This window comes from Streptomyces calvus, assembly GCF_006782915.1.
GTDB classification, from domain to species: Bacteria; Actinomycetota; Actinomycetes; order Streptomycetales; family Streptomycetaceae; genus Streptomyces; species Streptomyces calvus.
On sequence record NZ_VCNP01000054.1, the window covers coordinates 176,517 to 195,443 of the forward strand.

Consider the following 18,927-nt stretch of genomic DNA (forward strand, 5'->3'; position numbering starts at 1 on the left):
CTGGCGGCGGGCCCAGGGCCGTACCGGGAAGGCGAACCCGAAGTCGTCCTCTGCGCGGACGAGTTCAACCCGCTCGACCTCCAGCCCACTGCCGCTGCCCGCGCTCGCTGCACCGGAGGGAGGCACGCGTCGCGATCGTCTGCGACACCTGCTCCCCGCACCTGACGACGAAGCGGTGCCGGCGGGTCGCGACCTGGGCGAACGTCGCCCGATGCGGCACTAGTCGTCGTGCGCCGCGAAGTCGCCGCCCACCGCCACCCGTGCGGCCCCGGCGGCGGCCGTCGCCGTGTAGGTGTCGCCGCCCGCGTCCCGGCCGCCGCGCTCGTGGTTGTACTGGCCCGCGAACACCCACTCGCCCGGCGCGACGGTGCGGCCCTCCTTGAGCGTCCACGTGTAGACGAGGAAGCCGTCCCGCTCCGCGACGGTGAGCGCGAAGTCGTCCTCGGGCAGGGACCGCCAGGCCCCCGTGGAGGACACCCCGCCGGTCTGCTCGATGCGCAACCGCACGGTGAGCGCGGTCAGTTCGGTACGCGTCCTCAGCGTCACATTGCTCTGCGCCCAGAACTCGTTGCTGTGCGGGTCGACCGAGCCGTCCGACCACAGCGGCCCGTCCTCGACGCCGGCCGGCGGCCGGGCGTCGCCGCCCGAGGGGCCCGGCGTGCCGGCCGGGGCGGTGGCGTCGTCCAGGGGGCCGGCCGTCGGGTCCGGTGAGCGGTCCGCCGGCGGCTCGGGCGGCCGGCTCGTCGCCTCCGGGGACGGCGTGGGCGTCGGCGAGACCGCCACCTGCCGCTGCGGGGGAGCCTCCTCGCCCTTCACCGCGGACGCGACCGCGTACCCGCCCAACGCCAGCACGCCGGCCACCGCCGCCGTCGCGCCCGCCACCCGCAGCCAGCCGAACACCGGCCGGTGCACGGCCCGGTGGCCGGTCCGGGCCGGACCGGCCATGCCGCGCTCCACCCGGGCCAGGATGCGCTCCCGGTCGGGCTCGTGCGCGCCGGCCGCCTCGTGCAGCCGGGCGCGCAGCTCCTCGTGCACGTCCCGCCGCATCGTCACCGGTCCCTTCCCGTGGCCCCGTCGGCCCGTTCGCGCAGGCTGCCGACCCCGTTCCCGCGAGCGGGCGCGGACACCGCCGCGTGCACCCGCCGGGGCACCTCCTGCGTGCCCAGCAGCCGCTGCAGTTCCGCCATCGCCTTCGAGGTCTGGCTCTTCACGGTACCCACCGAGATGCCGAGGGCGAGTGCGGTGTCCTTCTCCGACAGGTCGAAGGCGTGCCGCAGCACCACACACGCCCGCTTGCGGAACGGCAGCCGGCGCAGCGCCTCCTGCACGTCCACCACGCCGGGCACGTCGGGGTTCTCCGTCCGTTCCTCGCGCGGCGTGAAGAACAGCGCGATCCGCCGGCGCTCGCGCACCGCGCTGCGGATCCTGGTGTGGGCCAGATTGGCCACCACGCCCCGGGCGTAGGCCGCCGGATGGTCGGCGGCGCGGACCCGGTCCCAGCGGTGCCACAGGGCCAGCAGCGCGTCCGCCGCCAGATCGTCGGCGGTGTCCGGCTCACCGGTCAGCAGATGGGCCAGCCGGGACAGTTCGGCGTAGTGGCGTTCGAAGAACGCGTGGAACTCCACGGAGGCGGCATCGTCGACGACGGTGCCCACGGGCGACCTCCCCTCGCAGCGGCGTCGGGCGCCCGACCGGGCACCGAAGCAGGGCGTGTCATGTAGACGACATGTGAACGTCCGGAGTGGACCGGCGCGGGTTCCGGAGCGTATCAGTGATCTTTCGCGGGTTCGTACGGAGGGCCGAACAATGTCTGGCTGGTCGGCACTTGAACCCCAACTTCGACGGCAGGACGCCCGGCGTCAAGGGGCCGCGCCCGCACGACGACGGGCCCGCCCCGGGGGGAGGGGGCGGGCCCGTCGTGTCAGACGCCTGTGCGGCAGCGGAAGTTCAGTCCGCGAGCGCCGCTTCCATCGCCGCCTTGGCGACCGGGGCCGCCAGGCCGTTGCCGCTGACCTCCGAGCGGGCCGCGTCGGACTGCTCCACCACGACCGCCACGGCGACCTCCTCGCCGGTGGCGTCCGACTCGGCGTACGAGGTGAACCAGGCGTACGGCGTCTTGCTGTTGTTCTCGCCGTGCTGGGCGGTACCGGTCTTGCCGCCCACGGTGGCCCCGGCCATCTGCGCGTTCGACCCCGTGCCCTCGTCGACGACCGTCTGCATCGCCGACGTGAGCTGCTCGGCGGTCGAGGAACTGACGATCCGCCGCGTCGTGGACTCGTCGTCGTAGTCCTTCAGCACGTCGCCGCCGCCGTCGGTGATCCGGCTCACCATGTGGGGCGACACCAGCTCCCCGTCGTTGGCCAGCACCGCCGACACCATGGCGATCTGGAGCGGGGTCGCGGTCACGTCGAACTGGCCGATTCCGGTCTGCGCGGTCTGCGACGGCTCCATGTCCGAGGGGTACACGCTGGTGTGGGCGCGCACCGGCACGTCCTGCGTCGCGTCGTTGAAGCCGAACTCCTCGGCCATCGCCCGCACCTTGTCCTGGCCCAGGTCCACCGCCATCTTCGCGAAGACGTTGTTGCAGGAGTACTGGAGGCCGACGCGGATCGAGGCGTTCTCGCAGGGCGCGTTCGGGTTCTCGTTGCCGAGGTCCGTGACCGTGCCCGGCAGCCGGTACGGGTCGGGGCTGTCGGTCCGCTCGTCCACCGACGCGTACAGGCCGTCCTCCAGCGCCGCCGCCGCGACCACCAGCTTGAACGTCGAACCCGGCGGCAGCGGCCGGCGCAGCGCCCGGTTGACGAGCGGCTTGTCCGGGTCCGCGTTGAGCTTCTCCCACGCCTCGCCCGCCGTGTTGGCGTCGGTCAGCGCCGTCGGGTCGTACGACGGGGTCGACACGGCGGCGAGGATCCGGCCGGTCCTCGGGTCGATCGCGACGGCCGCGCCCTTCTTGTCGCCGAGCGCCTCGTACGCCGCCTTCTGCACCACCGGGTCGATGGTCGTCACCACGGTGCCCGGCTCGGCCCGCCCGTCGGTCACGGTGTCCATGACCGTCCGCAGCCGCGGGTCCGTGCCGTTGAGCAGGTCCGCGTAGATGCCCTCCAGCTGCGTCGGCGCGTACGACTGCGAGGCGTAGCCCGTCACCGCCGCGTACAGCGGGCCGTCGTCGTAGGTGCGCTTGTGGGCGAGGTCGCCGCTCTTCGTCCGCGCCGAGCCGGTGATCGGCTCACCGGCCACGACGATGTCGCCCAGCGGCTCCGCGTACGTCTCGATCGCGTTGCGCCGGTTGTCCTGGTCGTCCGCCAGTGCCCGGCCCTCGTAGAACTGCACCCAGGTCGCCCTGATCAGCAGGGCGAACACCAGCAGCAGCGTGAAGACCGCGGCACGCCTGATCGTCTTGTTCATCGCGTCCGGACAGACGAGCGGGGCCGGGTGAATCGTTCCCGTCCGACCCGTTTTCTCATCGGGTGTTCATGGAACAGGCGTTCACCCGGTGGGTCACGCGTCGCGCAGGAACCCGGATTCGTAGGCCGCGATGACCGCCTGGGTGCGGTCCCGGGCGCCCGTCTTCGCCAGTACGGAGGCCACGTGCGTCTTCACCGTCGCGGCACCCACCTCCATCCGCCGCGCGATCTCCGCGTTGGTCAGCCCGGCCGCCATGAGCCGCAGCACCTCGCTCTCCCGCCCGGTCAGCCGCGCCACCCACGCCGCAGGCGCGGGGCGGGCCCGCGCGTGCTCGGTGGCCAGCGCCCGGACCGCCGCCGGGAACAGCAGGGTGTCGCTGCGCGCCACCAGCCGCACCGCACCGACGAGCGCGTCCGCGTCCGCCCGCTTCAGCAGGAACCCGGCCGCCCCCGCGCGCAGGGCGTCGTACACGTACGAGTCGTTCTCGAAGGTCGTGACGACGACGATCCGCGGCGGCTCCGCCAGGTCGGCGAGGATCCGCTCGGTGGCGCGGATGCCGTCGACCTGCGGCATCCGGACGTCCATCAGCACCACGTCGGGCCGCAGCTCCCGCACCACGGCCACCGCCTCCGCGCCGGTGGCCGCCTCGCCGACCACCTCCAGGTCCGGTTCGGCGGACAGGATCGCCCGCAGTGCGGTGCGCACCATGCGCTCGTCGTCGGCGAGGACGACACGGATCGGGGTGGTCATGGAACTCCCTGGAGGCGGCGGGACGGTCGGGTCACAAGGTCGCCCGCAGCGGCAGGCGGACGTGCAGCCGCCAGGTGTCGCGGACCGGGCCCGCGTGGGCGGTGCCGCCGAGGACGCGGGCGCGGGACTCGATGCCGGGCAGGCCGTGGCCGCCGCCGGGCCGGGTGGCGGGAACGGACGGGAGGGGGTTGTCCACGGTGAGTTCCAGGTGGCCCGCGCGCACCTCCACGCGCACGGCCACGCCCGCTCCCTCGTCGGCGTGCCGCAGCGCGTTGCTCAGCCCCTCCTGCACGATGCGGTACGCCTCCCGGGACAGCACCGGCGGCAGTGCCTCCAGCGGCGCCGCGACCTCGGCCGTCACCGTCAGCCCGCCCGCCCGGGTGCGGCGCAGCAGACCGTCCAGGTCGGCGGCGAGCGTCGGCGCCGGCGCGGTGCCGGGGCCGTCGCCGTCGCGCAGCACACCGAGCACCGTGTCGAGTTCGCCGACGGTGCGCCGGGTGGTCTCCTCGATCGCCGCGAGGGCCTCGCGCACGAACTCCGGATCGGCGTCCAGGACCCGGCGCGCCGCGCCCGCCTGGAGGGTCACCGCGCTCAGCGCGTGGCCGACGCAGTCGTGCAGCTCCCGCGCCAGCCGGTTGCGCACCGCGAGGTCGGCGGCGCGCGCCTCGGCGGCGGCCAGCCGGTCCTCCGGCGTGGGGCCGAGCAGCGCGGGCGCCCAGCGGGCCAGCAGCGCCCCGGCGCCCGCCGCGCAGCCCGCCAGCGCGAGCAGCGAGGCCACGCCCGCGACCGGCGCGAGCGCCATCGCCCACGGCTGGCCGAACACCTCGGGGAACCCGAGCCGGTCGCCGAACACCCCCGCGGTGAGCGGCATCACGACGAGCACGGCCGCGAACGGCGGCACCGCCAGCGACATTCCCGCGACGATCCCGCCGAACGCCAGGTGCAGCGTGAACCACAGCGCCGTACGGACCTTGGCGGCCCGGCCGCGGGCGGGCCCGTCGGCGAGCCGGTCCGCGTCCACCCCGCACAGCCAGCGCACGGCGGCGCTCTCCAGCGGCCGGGTCAGCGGGAACAGGGAGGTGACGGCGGCCAGCGGCAACCCGACGGCGAACGAGGACAGTTGCAGCGGGAACGACGAGAAGACGTCGGTGGAACCGGCCACGGGACCGACGACGATCGCGCCGACCAGGACGTACGGCATGGCGAGCGCGCCGCCCAGGATCAGATGGATCCAGCGCAGCCGCGCCCGCCGGCCGAACAGCGGCCGGGCGACGGCCCTCACGTCGCCGGGCGCCGCACGGCGCCGGCGGAGCGCGCCGCGAGGAAGCGGGCGGCGACGAGGGCGACGAGCAGGCCGACGATCATCTGGCCAGCGTAGGCCAGCAGCATCAGTCCCGTCGGCCGGTCGGCCGGATCCCCTCCGGTGACCAGGGCGGCCGCCGCCATCCAGCCGCCCCAGCAGGCCACGGCACCCGAGCCGATGCCGGCGAGGACGAGCGGCACCCGCACCGGCAGCGCGGGAGTCCGCCGGAACGCCAGCAGCAGACCGCCGGCGACCGCGGCCAGGAGGTAGACCACGTACAGGGACTCCAGGACGTGGAAGTCGCTGCCGCGCTCCGCGACGACGCCCGCGCTCAGCCCCGTCGTGCCGCCCGCGGCCCACAGCGCCCGCAGCGTCAGCGGGAAAAGCGCCAGCACGGCGGCCGCCACCGCGGCGGCCCGCTGCGCCGCGTCCGCCGCGCCGGCGGGCACGTCGCACAGCCGGCCGCGCCACAGATGGCCCCAGCGGTCCCGGGCGTACAGCCGGAACAGCGCGCCCAGCGCCAGGCCCTGGACGATGAAGCCGCCGTAGACGACGGCGAACACCCACTCCTCCAGGAACGGCTCGCCGCCGCCGGAGGTGCCCGCGGCGCTCGCGCCGAACGCGCGCACCAGCAACTGCAGCGGATAGCCGGCCATGACCGGCGCCAGCAGCCCGGTCGCGATCCACATCGGCGCCACCAGCAGCCACGCCGGTACCGCGCGGCCCCACGGCCGGGTCAGCAGCAGCGCGAGCACGATCACGGCGCCGTCCATCGCGACCGTGACGACGTTGGCGACGACCAGTGCGGTGCCGTGCTCCAGCAGCGGGCTGCCCGGCGGGATGCCGAGCCGACTCCCGGCCACCCAGAGGGTCTTCAGGGTGAGGTACGGCAGGCAGGCCACGACGGCGACGGCCCGCAGCAGCCTGCGGGTACGGGGCAGCGGCGGGCCGGCGGCGGCCACGGCGGGGGCGAGGGTCTGCGACATGCCCCCAGCCTCGCGTCCGGCCGCCCGCCGGCACCTCCTGCGCGGCGACGATCCGCCTCCGCCGCACGGGGGAGGACCGCCTCAGCCGTCCAGCGTCAGCACGAGTTCCTCGATCTCCGCGCGCCGCGCGGGCGCGTACCCGGTGGTGTGCGCGGAGACCTCGAAACCGCACCGCCGCAGCACCCGCAGCGAGCCCGCGTTGTCCGCGGCGACGCGCGCGTACAGCGGGCGCTCGGTCACCTCCGCCAGCAGACCGCGCAGCGCGGCGGTGGCGACGCCCTTGCCCCAGTGGGCGCGGTCGATCCAGTACGTCACCTCGCGCTCGCCCGGTTCGCCGTACACCGACGCGTGGCCCACCACGTCGCCGTCGCCGAGCACCGTGCGCGCCACGATCTCCGGTGAGCTGCGGATGCGGGCCCAGTGCGCGTCGAAGGCGTCCCGGTCGGCCGGGTCCTCGGGAGTGAAGGCGGCCATGCGCAGCGCCTCCGGGTCGTTGAGCAGCCGGTGGAAGACCGGCAGATCGCTGTCGTGCACGGGCCGCAACGCGATGTCCATGGCTCAGAGCCTACGGGTGGCCAGGGTCAGCCGGTCCCGCGCGTCGAACAGTGCGTCCTTGACCATCTGCTCGTGCGCGGGCGTGAGCCGCGCCACCGGCACCGAGCAGCTGATCGCGTCCCGCGCGGGCGTGCGGTACGGGATCGCCACGCCGAAGCAGCGCAGGCCCAGCGTGTTCTCCTCGCGGTCCACGGCGAAGCCCTGCTCCCGCACCAGGTGCAGCTCCTCGATGAGCTTCTCCCGGTCGGTGATGGTGTTCTCGGTCAGGGCGGGCAGCGTCTCCGGGAGCATCTTGCGCACCTGCTCGTCCGTGTAGGTGCTGAGCAGGGCCTTGCCGAGCGACGTGGAGTGCGCGGGCAGCCGGCGGCCGACCCGGGTGAACGGGCGCAGGTAGTGCTGCGACTGGCGGGTGGCCAGATAGACGACGTTGGTGCCGTCGAGCCGGGCGAGGTGGATGGTCTCCGTGGTGTCGTCGGAGAGCCGGTCCAGGGTCGGGCGGGCCGCCGCGACCACCTCGTCGCCGTCGATGTACGACGTGCCGACGAGCAGCGCCCGCACGCCGATGCCGTAGCGCGTGCCCGTCGCGTCCGTCTCCACCCATCCGAGGTCCACGAGCGTGCGCAGCAGCATGTAGAGGCTCGACTTGGGGTAGCCGACGGCCTCCTGGACCGCCGCCAGGGAGTGCATACCGGGACGCCCGGCGAAGTATTCGAGCAGTTCAACGGTCCGCACCGCGGACTTCACCTGTGCCCCGCCGCCCGTCTCGCCAGCCGACATCGCCCTTGACCCCTTCGTTCGCCGGGAAATAGTCTCCATCACACATTCATCAACAGAGACAGCGTTCAGTATATCGAACGCCCCTGATGGATGACGCACATACTGCGGCATTCGATGCGGCAATCAATGGAGGGACCCGCGGTGGCAGCAGCACCAGTCTGGAGTGTCGACCCCCGAACCGGGAAGCAGCGTGAACAGGTTGCGGTGGAGGCCACAGCCCAGGAGGTGGACGCCGCCGTCCGCGCCGCGCACGAGGCGCGCGACGCGCTGACGGACCGGACCGTCCGGGCGGCCTTCCTGCGCACGGCCGCCGACGAGCTCGAGGCGGCCCGGGACCAGCTCGTCGAGGCCGCCGACGCGGAGACCGCGCTCGGCCCCGTACGGCTGACCGGCGAGCTCGCCCGCACCTGCTACCAGCTGCGCGCCTTCGCCGACATCGTCGACGAGGGCGCCTTCCTGGACGTCGTCATCAACCACCCCGACGACACCGCGACCCCGCCCGTGCCGGACCTGCGCCGTTACAAGATCCCGCTGGGTGTCGTCGCCGTCTACTCGGCGTCCAACTTCCCGTTCGCCTTCTCCGTGCCCGGCGGCGACACCGCGAGCGCGCTGGCGGCCGGCTGCCCGGTCGTCGTCAAGTCCCACCCCGACCACCCCGGCCTGTCCGAGCTGGTCGCCAAGGTGCTGCGCCGGGCCGCCGCCCGGCACGGCATCCCCGACGGCGTGCTCGGCCTGGTCCACGGCTTCGAGGCCGGCATCGAGCTGATCAAGCACCCGCTGGTCACGGCGGCCGGCTTCACCGGTTCCGTGCGCGGCGGACGCGCCCTCTTCGACGCGGCCGCCGCCCGGCCCGTCCCGATCCCGTTCCACGGCGAGCTGGGCTCCCTGAACCCGGTCGTGGTCACCGAGGCCGCCGCCGCCGAGCGCGGCGAGGCGATCGGCGCCGGGCTGGCCGGTTCGATGACGCTGGGCGTCGGCCAGTTCTGCGTGAAGCCGGGCCTGGTCCTGGCGCCGGCGGGCGAGGCCGGTGACCGGCTGGTCAAGTCGCTGACGGAGGCCGTCAGCGACACCGACGCCGGCGTCCTGCTCGACCACCGGATGCGCGACAACTTCGTCGCCGGGGTCGCCGAGCGCGCCCAGCTGCCCGACGTGGAGTCCCCGGTCACCCCGGGCGCGGGCGGCGAGCACACGGTCAGCGCCGGCTTCCTCACCGTCCCGGCGGGCCGGCTCGCCGAGGAGGGCGAGCACGACCTGCTCCTGGAGGAGTGCTTCGGCCCGGTCACCGTCGTCGCCCGCTACCAGGACGACGCCGAGGTGCGCGCCGTGCTGTCGCGGCTGCCGGGCAACCTCACGGCGACCGTGCAGCTGTCCGCCGAGGAGGCGGCCGGTGAGGGCCGCGGCGCCGAACTCCTGCGGGAACTGACGCCGCTGGCGGGCCGCGTGCTGGTGAACGGCTGGCCGACGGGCGTCGCGGTCGCCCCCGCCCAGCACCACGGCGGCCCCTACCCGGCGACCACGTCCACCTCCACGTCGGTGGGCGGCACGGCCATCGAGCGGTGGCTGCGGCCGGTGGTCTACCAGGGCACGCCTCAGGCGCTGCTGCCGCCGGAGCTGCGCGACGACAACCCGCTGGGGCTGCCGCGCAGGTTCAACGGCCGGCTGGAGCGCTGAGGCTCAGCCCGCGCTCGGCTCCAGGCCGGCGTCGCGGGCCAGGAGCGCCGCCTGCACCCGGTTGTCGCAGTCGAGCTTGGTCAGGATGCGGCTGACGTAGGTCTTCACCGTGGCCTCGCTCATGTGCAGGCGGGCGCCGGCGTCCGCGTTGGACAGGCCCTCGCCGAGCAGGGCCAGCACCTCGCGTTCGCGTTCGGTGAGGCCGGCCAGGCGGCGGCGGGCCTCCTCGCCGCGCACGGTGGCGGCGGGCGAGGCGAGCGTGTCCACCACGTGCCGGGTGGCGGCCGGGGACAGATAGGCGTTCCCGGCCGCCGCCGCGCGGACCGCGTGGATGAGTTCCTGCGGCGCGGAGTCCTTCAGCAGGAAGCCCGCGCTGCCGTGGCCGAGCGCCCGCAGCACGTTGTCGCGTTCGCCGAACGTGGTGAGGATCAGGACGCGTACCCGCGGTGCGGCGCGGGCCATCTCGGCCAGCGCGGCCAGCCCGTCCAGCACGGGCATCTGGATGTCCAGCAGGGCCACGTCGACCGCGGTGCTCCGGGCGGTCTCCACCGCCTCCCGGCCGTCCCGCGCCTCGGCCACGACATCGATGTCCTCGGCCGAGGTGAGGATCATCCTGATGCCGGCCCTGATGAGCGGCTCGTCGTCGGCGACGAGGACCCGGATCACGCGGCCTCCTGCGCGGTGTCGGTGTGCCGTCGGTGCGACGGGCGGACGGCGGGGCCCGCCCATCATGCCCGATCCGGTTGCGGGCGGGCCGCGGACCGCCGCTCAGATCCGGTGCGGATAGGACTCCTTGGAGACCAGCTTCCCGTCGCGGAAGCAGAACCGGTAGACGATGTCGGCCTCGTCGTCCACGAAGTGCTCGCAGACGGCGTCCTCGGGCAGCGGCGGGCCGTCCTTCTCCACGCCGTCGGTGAGCAGCGAGCCGCCTTCCGGGAACTTCGCCCGGAGGTTCGCCTCGGCATCACCGACCGTCGCCGACTGGTACACGCTCGCCGGGATGACGCCCTTCTCCACCTCGTCGATCAGTTTCCCGACCCCCCAGACCAGGAGGGCACCGGCGCCCACGACGAGGACGACGGCGGTGAGGGCGCACCCGAGGGTGACGTTCTTCCTGCTGCTCATGATGGCGGCGAACTCCTTCTGCGGATCGGCGCGTTCGATGTCCGCTCCACCGTCGCCCGCCGAGCCCCCGCCGGTCTGCCTCCGGAAGTCGTCGCCCGCCGCGACGGAAGTCGCGCCGTCCGGACCGGGCCGCCTGCCGCCGTCGCCGTAGGGCAGCACACCGGCGAGACGGAAACCGCCGTCGGGGGTGGGGCCGGTGTGCACCATGCCGCCGACCAGCCGGGCCCGCTCCTGAAGACCGGTCAGTCCCTGGCCGCCGCTGATCGCGGGCGGCCCGGCCGGCGCTCCGGCCGGCACCGGCCCGTTGGCCACCTCGACCACCAGGCTGTCCGGTTCGTAGCGCAGCGCCACGGTGATCGGGGCGCCGGGCGCGTGCTTGTGCGCGTTGGTCAGGCCCTCCTGCGCGATGCGGTACACCGCGTGGTCGGCGGCGGGCGCGAGGGGCCGTTCGGTGCCGGAGCGGTGCAGCTCCACCTGCGCGCCGGCGGCCCGCGACGACGCGACCAGCCGGTCGACGGAGGCCGCCACGCGGGCCGTCGTGGGCCCGGTGTCGTCCTCGGAGCCGGGCGCGGGCGCCTCCACGCCGTCCCGCAGGATGCCCACGGCCTCGCGCAGCTCCCGCATCGCCGACCGGGAGGCCTCCCGCAGGATGCCCACTCCTTCCCGCTGGCGGTCGCCGAGGTCCGGGTCCACCTCCAGCGCCCCGGTGTGCACGGCGATCAGCGCGAGCTGGTGGCCGAGGCTGTCGTGCATGTCCTGGGCGATGCGCTGCCGTTCCAGCAGCCGCGCCTGCCGCGCCACCATCGCCTGCTCGCGCACCAGTTGGGCGTTGTGCCGTTGCAGCGCGTCGAGCAGGTCGCGGCGCTGGGCGCGGTAGCGGGACGCGAGCCCCGGCACGACCGCCAGCACCAGGAACGGGCTCCCGGCCAGCACGGCCGTCATCGGCAGCGACAGCCCGAGCTCGTCGTCGGCGGAGGTGGTGACGGCGAGCACGAGGTGGAGCACGAGCCCGCCCGCGAACGCGGCCGATGCGTGCACCGGGCGCTTGATGCGGCTGCCCGCCGACCAGGCCGCGCAGATCAGCAGCGGGAACGTGCCGACGACCGTCGCGGCCAGGGCCGACGCGACCGTCAGGACCGTCGCGGGCAGCGCGCGGCGGCCCAGCGACAGCACGGCGACGACCAGGGCCAGGGCGGCGCCGCGTGCCGGGGATCCGGTCTCCGTCGTGTGGAGGAGACCCGCGATCGCGCAGAGCACCAGGGCGAGTAGGGCCTCCCCGACGATCCGCTTGCGGGGCCAGGGCGAGGCGGCGGCGAGCCGGGAACGGAGCGGCAGGCCGGAGCGGGGTGTCTCGGGTAGGTCCACGCGCAGACGATAGAGGGCCGTCCCCGGACGCCCGCATCCCTCCTTCGGTGCGGTCCCGCACGACCAAAGTGAACTCCCGGCCTTCAAGGGGCCTGCGCTGTCGGGTCGTTGCTAGAGGCGGCGACGTACGGGGACATCGCGTACCGGCCCCGGGCGGCCGAGCGCCCCGCGGGACGGACGCCGGGGGAATGAAAGCGACTGTTTGAACGTTCACGCAGTCGCCGGAGGGAGTCTCCGCACCCGTACGACCCTGGAGAGAGCCGACCCATGCGCGTCGAGATCTGGAGCGACATCGCCTGCCCCTGGTGCTATGTCGGAAAGGCCCGCTTCGACAAGGCGCTGGCCGCCTTCCCGCACCGCGAGCAGGTCGAGGTGGTGCACCGCTCCTTCGAGCTGGACCCGGGCCGGGCCAAGGACGACATCCAGCCGGTGATCACGATGCTCACGAAGAAGTACGGCATGAGCGAGGCGCAGGCCGAGGCCGGCGAGGACAACCTGGGCGCCCAGGCCGCCGCCGAGGGCCTGCCCTACCGCACCCGCGGCCGCGACCACGGCAGCACCTTCGACATGCACCGCCTGCTGCACCACGCCCGCGAGCAGGGCCGCCGGCCGGAGCTGCTCGACCTGCTGTACCGGGCGAACTTCGCCGAGGAGCGCTCCGTCTACAACGACGACGAACGGCTCGTCGGGCTGGCCACCGCCGCCGGACTCGACGAGGACGCCGTCCGCCGGGTCCTCGCCGACCCGGAGGCGTACGCCGACGAGGTCCGTGCCGACGAGCGGGAGGCCGCACAGCTCGGCGCGACCGGTGTGCCGTTCTTCGTGCTCGACCGGAAGTACGGCATCTCCGGCGCCCAGCCCGCCGAGGTGTTCGCGCAGGCACTGACCCGGGCCTGGGACGAACGCTCGCCGCTGACGCTGGTCGACGGCGACGCGGAGGTCTGTGGCCCGGACGGGTGCGCGGTGCCCCAGTCGTAGAAAGGCGCAGGTCGAGGCGGTGCATAAGCGTTCCTTGGCCATATCGCGCAGATTTCGGCAATGGACGGGGACATCCCGGACCCGCAGAGTGGTCCCATGGAGAACTTCGAGAACCTCGTCCGTGCCGAGTTCGCCCCGGAGAACACCTACCTCAACACCGCGAGCAACGGCCTGCTGCCGGAGCGGACCGTGGCCGCCCTCCAGGACGCGGCGCGGCTGCGGGCCGAGGGCCGGTCGCTCGACCCGCTCTTCGCCGACGTCGAGACCTGCCGCGCCGCCTACGCCCGGCTGGCCGGCGTCCCCGTCGAGCGGGTCGCCGCCGGTGCGACGGTCGCCCTGTTCACCGCGCTGGTCGCGGCCTCACTGCCGTCCGGAGCCGAAGTCCTCACCGCGGAGGGCGACTTCTCCTCCGTGCTGAACCCCTTCCACACCCGCGGCGACCTCAAGGTGCGGGCCGTGCCGCTGGAAGGGCTCGCGGAATCCGTCCGCCCGGGCACCGCGCTGGTCGCGGTCAGCGCCGCGCAGTCCGCCGACGGCCGGATCGCCGACCTCGCCGCCCTGCGCGAGGCCGCCCGGGCGCACGGGGCGCGCACCTACGTCGACTTCTCCCAGGCGGCCGGCTGGCTGCCGGTCACGGCCGGGGAGCACGACTACGCCGTCACCATCACCTTCAAGTGGCTGCTCGGCCCGCACGGCGTGGCCTTCCTCGTCGTGCCGGAGGACTTCGGCGACCTCGCGCCGGTGCAGGCGGGCTGGGTCGCCGGCGAGAACCCCTGGGACAGCTGCTACGGACCGGTCACCGAACTCGCCCGCTCCGCCCGGCGGTTCGACTCCAGTCCCGCGCTGTTCGGCTACGCGGGCCTGCGGGCCTCCCTCGAACTCCTCGAGGAGATCGGCGTGGACGCCGTCCGCGCCCACGACCTGGCGCTCGCCGACCGCTTCCGTGCCGGGCTCGCCGACCTGGGCCACACGCCGGTGCCCGCGCCCGGTTCCCCGATCGTGTCCGTGCCCGGCCTCGGCCGCCTCCAGCCGCGGCTGGCCGAGGCGGGCATCCAGGTGTCGAACCGGGCGGGCAACCTGCGGGCGTCTTTCCACCTCTACAACACGGCCGCCGACGTGGACCGGCTGCTCGACGTCCTGTCGACGTCCGGCTGAGCGCACGGCAGCGGGCCGGTGCCTCCTTGTCCCACACGAGGAGGCCCGGCCCGCAGTCTGTGTGGTGCGCGCCTACCGCACCGTTGTCGTGCGCCTACTTCACCGGAGTGAAGTCCCGCGCGCCGATGTCGTGGCATCCGGGGGCGACCCCCGGACCCCCGGCCGGGATCCGGTTCACCGGACGGGAGTGAAGTCCCGCGCGCCGATGAACTCGGGCCGCCGGATGGGCGCCGCGAAGGGTTCGACCGCCGTGTTCTCGACGCTGTTGAACACGATGAACACGTTGCTGCGCGGGAACGGCGTGATGTTGTCGCCGGAGCCGTGCATGCAGTTGCAGTCGAACCAGGTCGCCGATCCGGCCTTGCCGGTGAACAGCTTGATGCCGTACTCCGAGGCCATCTTGGTCAGCGCCTCGTCGGAGGGCGTCCCCGCGTCCTGCATCTGCAGGGACTTCTTGTAATTGTCCTTCGGCGTGGCCCCCGCGCACCCGAGGAACGTCTTGTGCGACCCCGGCATGATCATGAGACCGCCGTTGGTGTCGTAGTTCTCGGTGAGCGCGATCGAGACCGAGATGGTGCGCATGTTCGGCAGGCCGTCCTCGGCGTGCCAGGTCTCGAAGTCCGAGTGCCAGTAGAAGCCGCTGGCACCGAAGCCGGGCTTGACGTTGATCCGCGACTGGTGGACGTAGACGTCCGAGCCGAGGATCTGCCGGGCACGTCCGACCACCCGCTCGTCGCGCACCAGGTTCGCGAAGACCTCGCTGATCCGGTGCACCTCGAAGACGGACCGGATCTCCTTGGACTTCGGCTCGACGATCGAGCGCTCGTCCGCGCGGATGTCCGGGTCGGTGACCAGCCGCTCGAGTTCCCGCTGGTAGACGGCGACCTCGTCCGGCCCGATGAGCTGGTCGACGGTGAGGAAGCCGTCGCGGTCCAGGGCCTGCAGATCACCGGCCGAGACGGGACCGGGCGTGTCCGGGGAGCCCCAGACGACCGGGTCCTGCCGGGGGGTCGCCACCTCGGTCGCGCCGCGGGTGGGATAGAGATCGGTGACGTTCGCCGTCGTGGTCACGGTGACTCACACCTCCTCGGTGAGCAGCGGGTAGACGCCGTTCTCGTCGTGGTCCTCCCGTCCGGTCACGGGCGGGTTGAAGACACAGATGCAGTGGAAGTCCTCCTTGACCTTGAGCGTGTGCCGCTCGTGGCCGTCCAGGAGGTACATGGTGCCGGGCGTGATGTGGTACGTCTTCCCGGTCTCGCGGTCGGTCAGCTCGGCGTCGCCCTTGGTGCAGACGACGGCCTCGATGTGGTTCGCGTACCACATGTCGGTTTCCGTACCCGCGTACAGGATCGTCTCGTGGACGGAGAAGCCGACCTTCTCCTTGGCGAGGACGATGCGCTTGCTCTCCCAGGTGCCGGACGCGGACTTCACGTGCCGGTCGGTGCCTTCGATCTCCTTGAAGGAACGGACAATCACGGTGGTGCGATGCCTCCTCGGCTCGGGTGCGTGTTTCAGGCGGTTTCGCGGACGGCGCGGGCGAGGGTGGTGAGGCCCTCGTCCAGCTCGTCCTCGGTGATGGTCAGCGACGGGAGCAGCTTGACGACCTCGCTCTCCGGGCCGGACGTCTCGATCAGCAGCCCCAGCTCGAAGGCGCGGCGGGCGATCCGGTTCGCGCGCTCCTTGTCGTGGAACTCCAAGCCCCACACCAGGCCGCGGCCGCGGTACTCCTTGACGTCGGCGAGGTTCTCCTCGGTGATGGCGATCAGCGCCTGCTCGACCTGCTCGCCGCGCGAACGGGTCTGCTTCTCCATCGCCGCCCCGTCGGCCCAGTAGGCCTCCAGGGCCGCGGTGGCCGTGACGAAGGCCGGGTTGTTGCCGCGGAAGGTGCCGTTGTGCTCGCCCGGCTCCCAGACGTCCAGCTCCGGCTTGAACAGGGTCAGCGCCATCGGCAGTCCGTAGCCGCTGATCGACTTGGACACGGTGACGATGTCGGGCGTGATGCCGGCCTCCTCGAAGGAGAAGAAGGCACCGGTGCGGCCGCAGCCCATCTGGATGTCGTCGACGATGAGCAGCATGTCCTGGCGTTCGCACAGCTCGGCCAGGGCGCGCAGCCACTCGGGCCGGGCGACGTTGATGCCGCCCTCGCCCTGCACGGTCTCGACGATCACGGCGGCGGGCTTGTTGAGGCCGGAGCCCTGGTCCTCCAGGATCCGCTCGAACCACAGGAAGTCCGGGACCTGGCCGTCGAAGTAGTTGTCGAACGGCATCGGCGTGCCGTGCACCAGCGGGACGCCCGCGCCGGCCCGCTTGAAGGCGTTGCCGGTGACGGCGAGCGAGCCCAGCGACATGCCGTGGAAGGCGTTGGTGAACGACACGATCGCCTCGCGCCCCTTCACCTTCCGCGCCAGCTTCAGCGCGGACTCCACGGCGTTGGTGCCCGTCGGCCCCGGGAACATCACCTTGTACGGCAGGTCGCGCGGGCGCAGGATCCAGTTCTGGAAGGACTCCAGGAAGGCGCGCTTGGCCGTGGTCGACATGTCGAGCCCGTGCGTGACGCCGTCGCGCTCCAGGTAGTCGATCAGCGCCCGTTTCAGGACGGGGTTGTTGTGCCCGTAGTTGAGTGAGCCGGCTCCGGCGAAGAAGTCGAGGTACTCGTGGCCGTCCTCGTCGTACATGCGGCTGCCGTGCGCGCGGTCGAAGACGGTGGGCCAGCCGCGGCAGTAGCTGCGCACCTCGGACTCGAGGGTCTCGAAGACACTGAGGTCGGGCTGGGTGATGGTCACGACGAATCGCTCCTCGGTGGCGTGGGAGGTCAGAGGGAGTCGGAAGATCAGGGGCGGGCCGGCCGCGTGGTCAGTGCGCGAGCGGCCCGATGCGGTACAGGACCTCGGGGTCGTGCGACCCGTCGGGGAACTGGCCGGCGTCGAACAGCACCTCGCGCTCCAGCAGGGCGCCGTGGCGCTCCGCGAACGCGGTGAACAGCCGCTCGGACGCGGTGTTGCCCGGAGTGATGGTGGTCTCGACGGTGTCCACGGCGTGCTCGGCGGCGGTCCGGGCGACCAGCCCGTCGAGCAGGGACGCGGCGAGGCCGCGGCCGCGGTGCGCCTCGTCGACCGCGACCTGCCAGACGAGCAGGGTGCGCGGGCTGTCCGGCCGCAGGTATCCGCTGACGAAGCCGATCGGCTCGCCTCGCCCGTCGCGGGCGACGGCCGAGGTGGCGGCGAAGTCCCGGCACCACAGCAGATAGCTGTACGACGAGTTCAGGTCGAGGACCTTCGAGTCCTTGGCTATCCGCCACAGCGCGGCTCCGTCCGCCACGGTGGGGCGGTCGATTTGCAGGTCTGCTTGTGCGGCAGTCATGCGAATTGAACTTACCCAGGTAAATTCGAAATTGCATCGCCTGACGGGGTTACGTACAGGCTTGATCTGTGTTATCGCGCGGGCGGGCGGGTCCGCGCGAGGACTCGGCGATATGCCCTGGTTTGCGGGGTGTATAGGCCGCAAATCGGGCGCGATGTGGAACCGGTCACAACTATGTAACTCCCGTGACCGTGTCCGGAACGTGCGGTTTCCTGTCCTCGGAATCGTGGCGTTTAGGGTCCGGGAAAGCGGGCAGAAGAAGACGGGAAGCTGCTCTGGAAGGTAATACCTGAATAAGCGAAAGAATGTCGCAGGAGAATATGTGCGAGGGATTCTGATAATCCCGTGGAATTCACGCCCCGGTCACTTCGCCGATACGCTCCCGCAGGGCCCCGTGCCAGGCCCGCTCCGCCGCGTCCAGCGCCGCCGCCACGTCCACCGTCAGGCCGGCGTCCGCCAGCGCGGCGCCCAGGGCCGCCAGGCTCGCGCGCACCGCGCCCGGGTTCGCCTCGGGACCGTAGTGGTTGACCCGGATCATCTCCTTGGCCAGGGCGCCGCCGCCGGCGGCCAGCACGAGCGCCGGATCCGCGGCCAGCGCGCGGGCCACCAACTCCGCGGCCACCGTGCCGGACGGCGCGCGCAGCGTGGTGGCGACCGGCGCCGCCTCGGCCGCGTCGTGGACGTACGGCGCCAGGCCGCCGCCCAGCGCCAGCGCACCCGCCCGGGTGGCCGCCGCGGCCGCCGCGTGCCGGGCCATCACCGTGTCCGGGCCCGCCGCCTCGATCCGCTCCACGCACGCCTCCAGCGCCAGCATCTCCAGCTGGGCCGGCGCGTGCAGCAGCGCCTTGCGCCCGCCGTCGATCCAGCGTTCCTTCCAGTCCAGCAGGGACAGGTAGGAGCGGCGCGGCGCCCGCGGGTTGGCCGCCATCCGCGCCCACGCCCGCTCGCTCACCGACACCGCCGACACACCGGCCGGGCCGCCCATCGCCTTCTGCGCCCCGATCACGCACAGGTCCACGCCCCACGCGTCCGGCAGCACCGGCTCCGCGCCGACCGACGCCACCGCGTCCAGGTAGAACAGCGCCCCGTGCGCCTGCACGACCTCGCCGATCTCCGCGACCGGGTTGGTGTTCCCGGTGGCCGCCTCCGCGTGCACCAGGGACACGAAGTCGATCTCCGGGTGCTCGGCGAGGGCCTCCCGGATCTGTCCGGCCGTCACCGCCGTGTGGAACGGCACCGCCAGATCGATCACGGTGGCGCCGCAGTCCCGCAGCCAGTCGCCGAAGGTCTGCCCGTAGGGGCCGGTGATGACGTTCAGCGCGGTCGTGCCCGGACCGGCGGTGGCGCGGATCGCGCCCTCCAGCGGCAGCAGCGCCTCACCCTGCATGATCACGACGTCCCGCGCGGTGTCCAGCAGCCGTGCCACCCGGTCCTCGATGGAGGCGAAGCGCTCGGCGCTCAGCGGGGGGAGGTCGAGGAGGAGGTGGGTCACGGCGG

Annotated in this window: 18 protein-coding genes; 3 read left to right on the top strand and 15 right to left on the bottom strand. The window is 73.2% G+C overall.

The window, feature by feature from the left end:
- Positions 1–219: 219 nt before the first annotated feature.
- From FGW31_RS26970 to FGW31_RS27005, 8 genes are all read right to left on the bottom strand, one after another.
- Positions 220–1,053: a hypothetical protein gene (locus FGW31_RS26970; RefSeq protein ID WP_142196134.1), complete on the bottom strand. Its 834-nt coding sequence runs from the start codon at positions 1,051–1,053 to the stop codon at positions 220–222.
- A complete protein-coding gene (locus FGW31_RS26975; protein WP_142196135.1) occupies positions 1,050–1,655 on the bottom strand; it encodes a SigE family RNA polymerase sigma factor in 606 nt (201 codons plus the stop codon). Before FGW31_RS26975 ends, FGW31_RS26970 begins: the two co-directional genes overlap by 4 nt.
- Positions 1,656–1,947: 292 nt before the next feature.
- A complete protein-coding gene (locus FGW31_RS26980) occupies positions 1,948–3,405 on the bottom strand; it encodes a penicillin-binding transpeptidase domain-containing protein (RefSeq protein ID WP_142196136.1) in 1,458 nt (485 codons plus the stop codon).
- Between the two features lie 93 nt (positions 3,406–3,498).
- Entirely contained in the window at positions 3,499–4,155 is a 657-nt protein-coding gene (locus FGW31_RS26985; RefSeq protein ID WP_142196137.1) for a response regulator transcription factor, read from the bottom strand.
- A gap of 31 nt (positions 4,156–4,186) precedes the next feature.
- Positions 4,187–5,437: a sensor histidine kinase gene (locus FGW31_RS26990; RefSeq protein WP_142196138.1), complete on the bottom strand. Its 1,251-nt coding sequence runs from the start codon at positions 5,435–5,437 to the stop codon at positions 4,187–4,189.
- On the bottom strand, positions 5,434–6,444 hold the full coding sequence (locus FGW31_RS26995) for a hypothetical protein (RefSeq protein ID WP_142196139.1): 1,011 nt from the start codon (positions 6,442–6,444) through the stop codon (positions 5,434–5,436). The genes FGW31_RS26990 and FGW31_RS26995 overlap by 4 nt, the downstream gene beginning before the upstream one ends.
- A gap of 81 nt (positions 6,445–6,525) precedes the next feature.
- A complete protein-coding gene (locus FGW31_RS27000; RefSeq protein ID WP_142196140.1) occupies positions 6,526–6,999 on the bottom strand; it encodes a GNAT family N-acetyltransferase in 474 nt (157 codons plus the stop codon).
- Positions 7,000–7,002: 3 nt separating this feature from the next.
- Entirely contained in the window at positions 7,003–7,776 is a 774-nt protein-coding gene (locus FGW31_RS27005; RefSeq protein ID WP_142196141.1) for an IclR family transcriptional regulator, read from the bottom strand.
- 141 nt (positions 7,777–7,917) lie between these two features.
- Here FGW31_RS27005 and FGW31_RS27010 point away from each other — a divergent pair, with 141 nt between their 5' ends.
- Positions 7,918–9,447 (top strand): aldehyde dehydrogenase (NADP(+)), encoded by a 1,530-nt coding sequence (locus FGW31_RS27010; RefSeq protein ID WP_142196142.1) that lies wholly within the window; start codon positions 7,918–7,920, stop codon positions 9,445–9,447.
- Between the two features lie 3 nt (positions 9,448–9,450).
- On the opposite strand, the gene FGW31_RS27015 is transcribed toward FGW31_RS27010, so the two are convergent.
- Entirely contained in the window at positions 9,451–10,113 is a 663-nt protein-coding gene (locus FGW31_RS27015; protein ID WP_142196143.1) for a response regulator transcription factor, read from the bottom strand.
- Positions 10,114–10,215: 102 nt separating this feature from the next.
- Positions 10,216–11,937 (bottom strand): sensor histidine kinase, encoded by a 1,722-nt coding sequence (locus FGW31_RS27020; RefSeq protein ID WP_142196144.1) that lies wholly within the window; start codon positions 11,935–11,937, stop codon positions 10,216–10,218.
- Positions 11,938–12,204: 267 nt separating this feature from the next.
- On the opposite strand from FGW31_RS27020, the gene FGW31_RS27025 reads away from it, so the two are divergent.
- Together FGW31_RS27025 and FGW31_RS27030 are read left to right on the top strand one after the other, a co-directional pair.
- A complete protein-coding gene (locus tag FGW31_RS27025) occupies positions 12,205–12,915 on the top strand; it encodes a DsbA family oxidoreductase (protein ID WP_142196145.1) in 711 nt (236 codons plus the stop codon).
- Positions 12,916–13,011: 96 nt separating this feature from the next.
- Complete coding sequence (locus FGW31_RS27030; RefSeq protein WP_142196146.1) at positions 13,012–14,070, top strand: aminotransferase class V-fold PLP-dependent enzyme; 1,059 nt, start codon at positions 13,012–13,014, stop codon at positions 14,068–14,070.
- Between the two features lie 174 nt (positions 14,071–14,244).
- Here FGW31_RS27030 and thpD read toward each other — a convergent pair whose 3' ends face one another.
- From thpD to FGW31_RS27055, 5 genes are all read right to left on the bottom strand, one after another.
- Complete coding sequence (thpD, locus tag FGW31_RS27035) at positions 14,245–15,141, bottom strand: ectoine hydroxylase (protein ID WP_142196147.1); 897 nt, start codon at positions 15,139–15,141, stop codon at positions 14,245–14,247.
- Between the two features lie 6 nt (positions 15,142–15,147).
- Complete coding sequence (locus tag FGW31_RS27040; RefSeq protein WP_004932953.1) at positions 15,148–15,546, bottom strand: ectoine synthase; 399 nt, start codon at positions 15,544–15,546, stop codon at positions 15,148–15,150.
- Positions 15,547–15,581: 35 nt separating this feature from the next.
- Entirely contained in the window at positions 15,582–16,853 is a 1,272-nt protein-coding gene (gene ectB / locus FGW31_RS27045) for a diaminobutyrate--2-oxoglutarate transaminase (RefSeq protein ID WP_142196148.1), read from the bottom strand.
- 70 nt (positions 16,854–16,923) lie between these two features.
- Positions 16,924–17,430, bottom strand: coding sequence for a diaminobutyrate acetyltransferase (ectA, locus tag FGW31_RS27050; protein ID WP_142196149.1), 507 nt, complete (start codon positions 17,428–17,430; stop codon positions 16,924–16,926).
- A gap of 352 nt (positions 17,431–17,782) precedes the next feature.
- Positions 17,783–18,922 (bottom strand): pyridoxal-phosphate-dependent aminotransferase family protein, encoded by a 1,140-nt coding sequence (locus FGW31_RS27055; protein ID WP_142196150.1) that lies wholly within the window; start codon positions 18,920–18,922, stop codon positions 17,783–17,785.
- Positions 18,923–18,927: the final 5 nt, after the last annotated feature.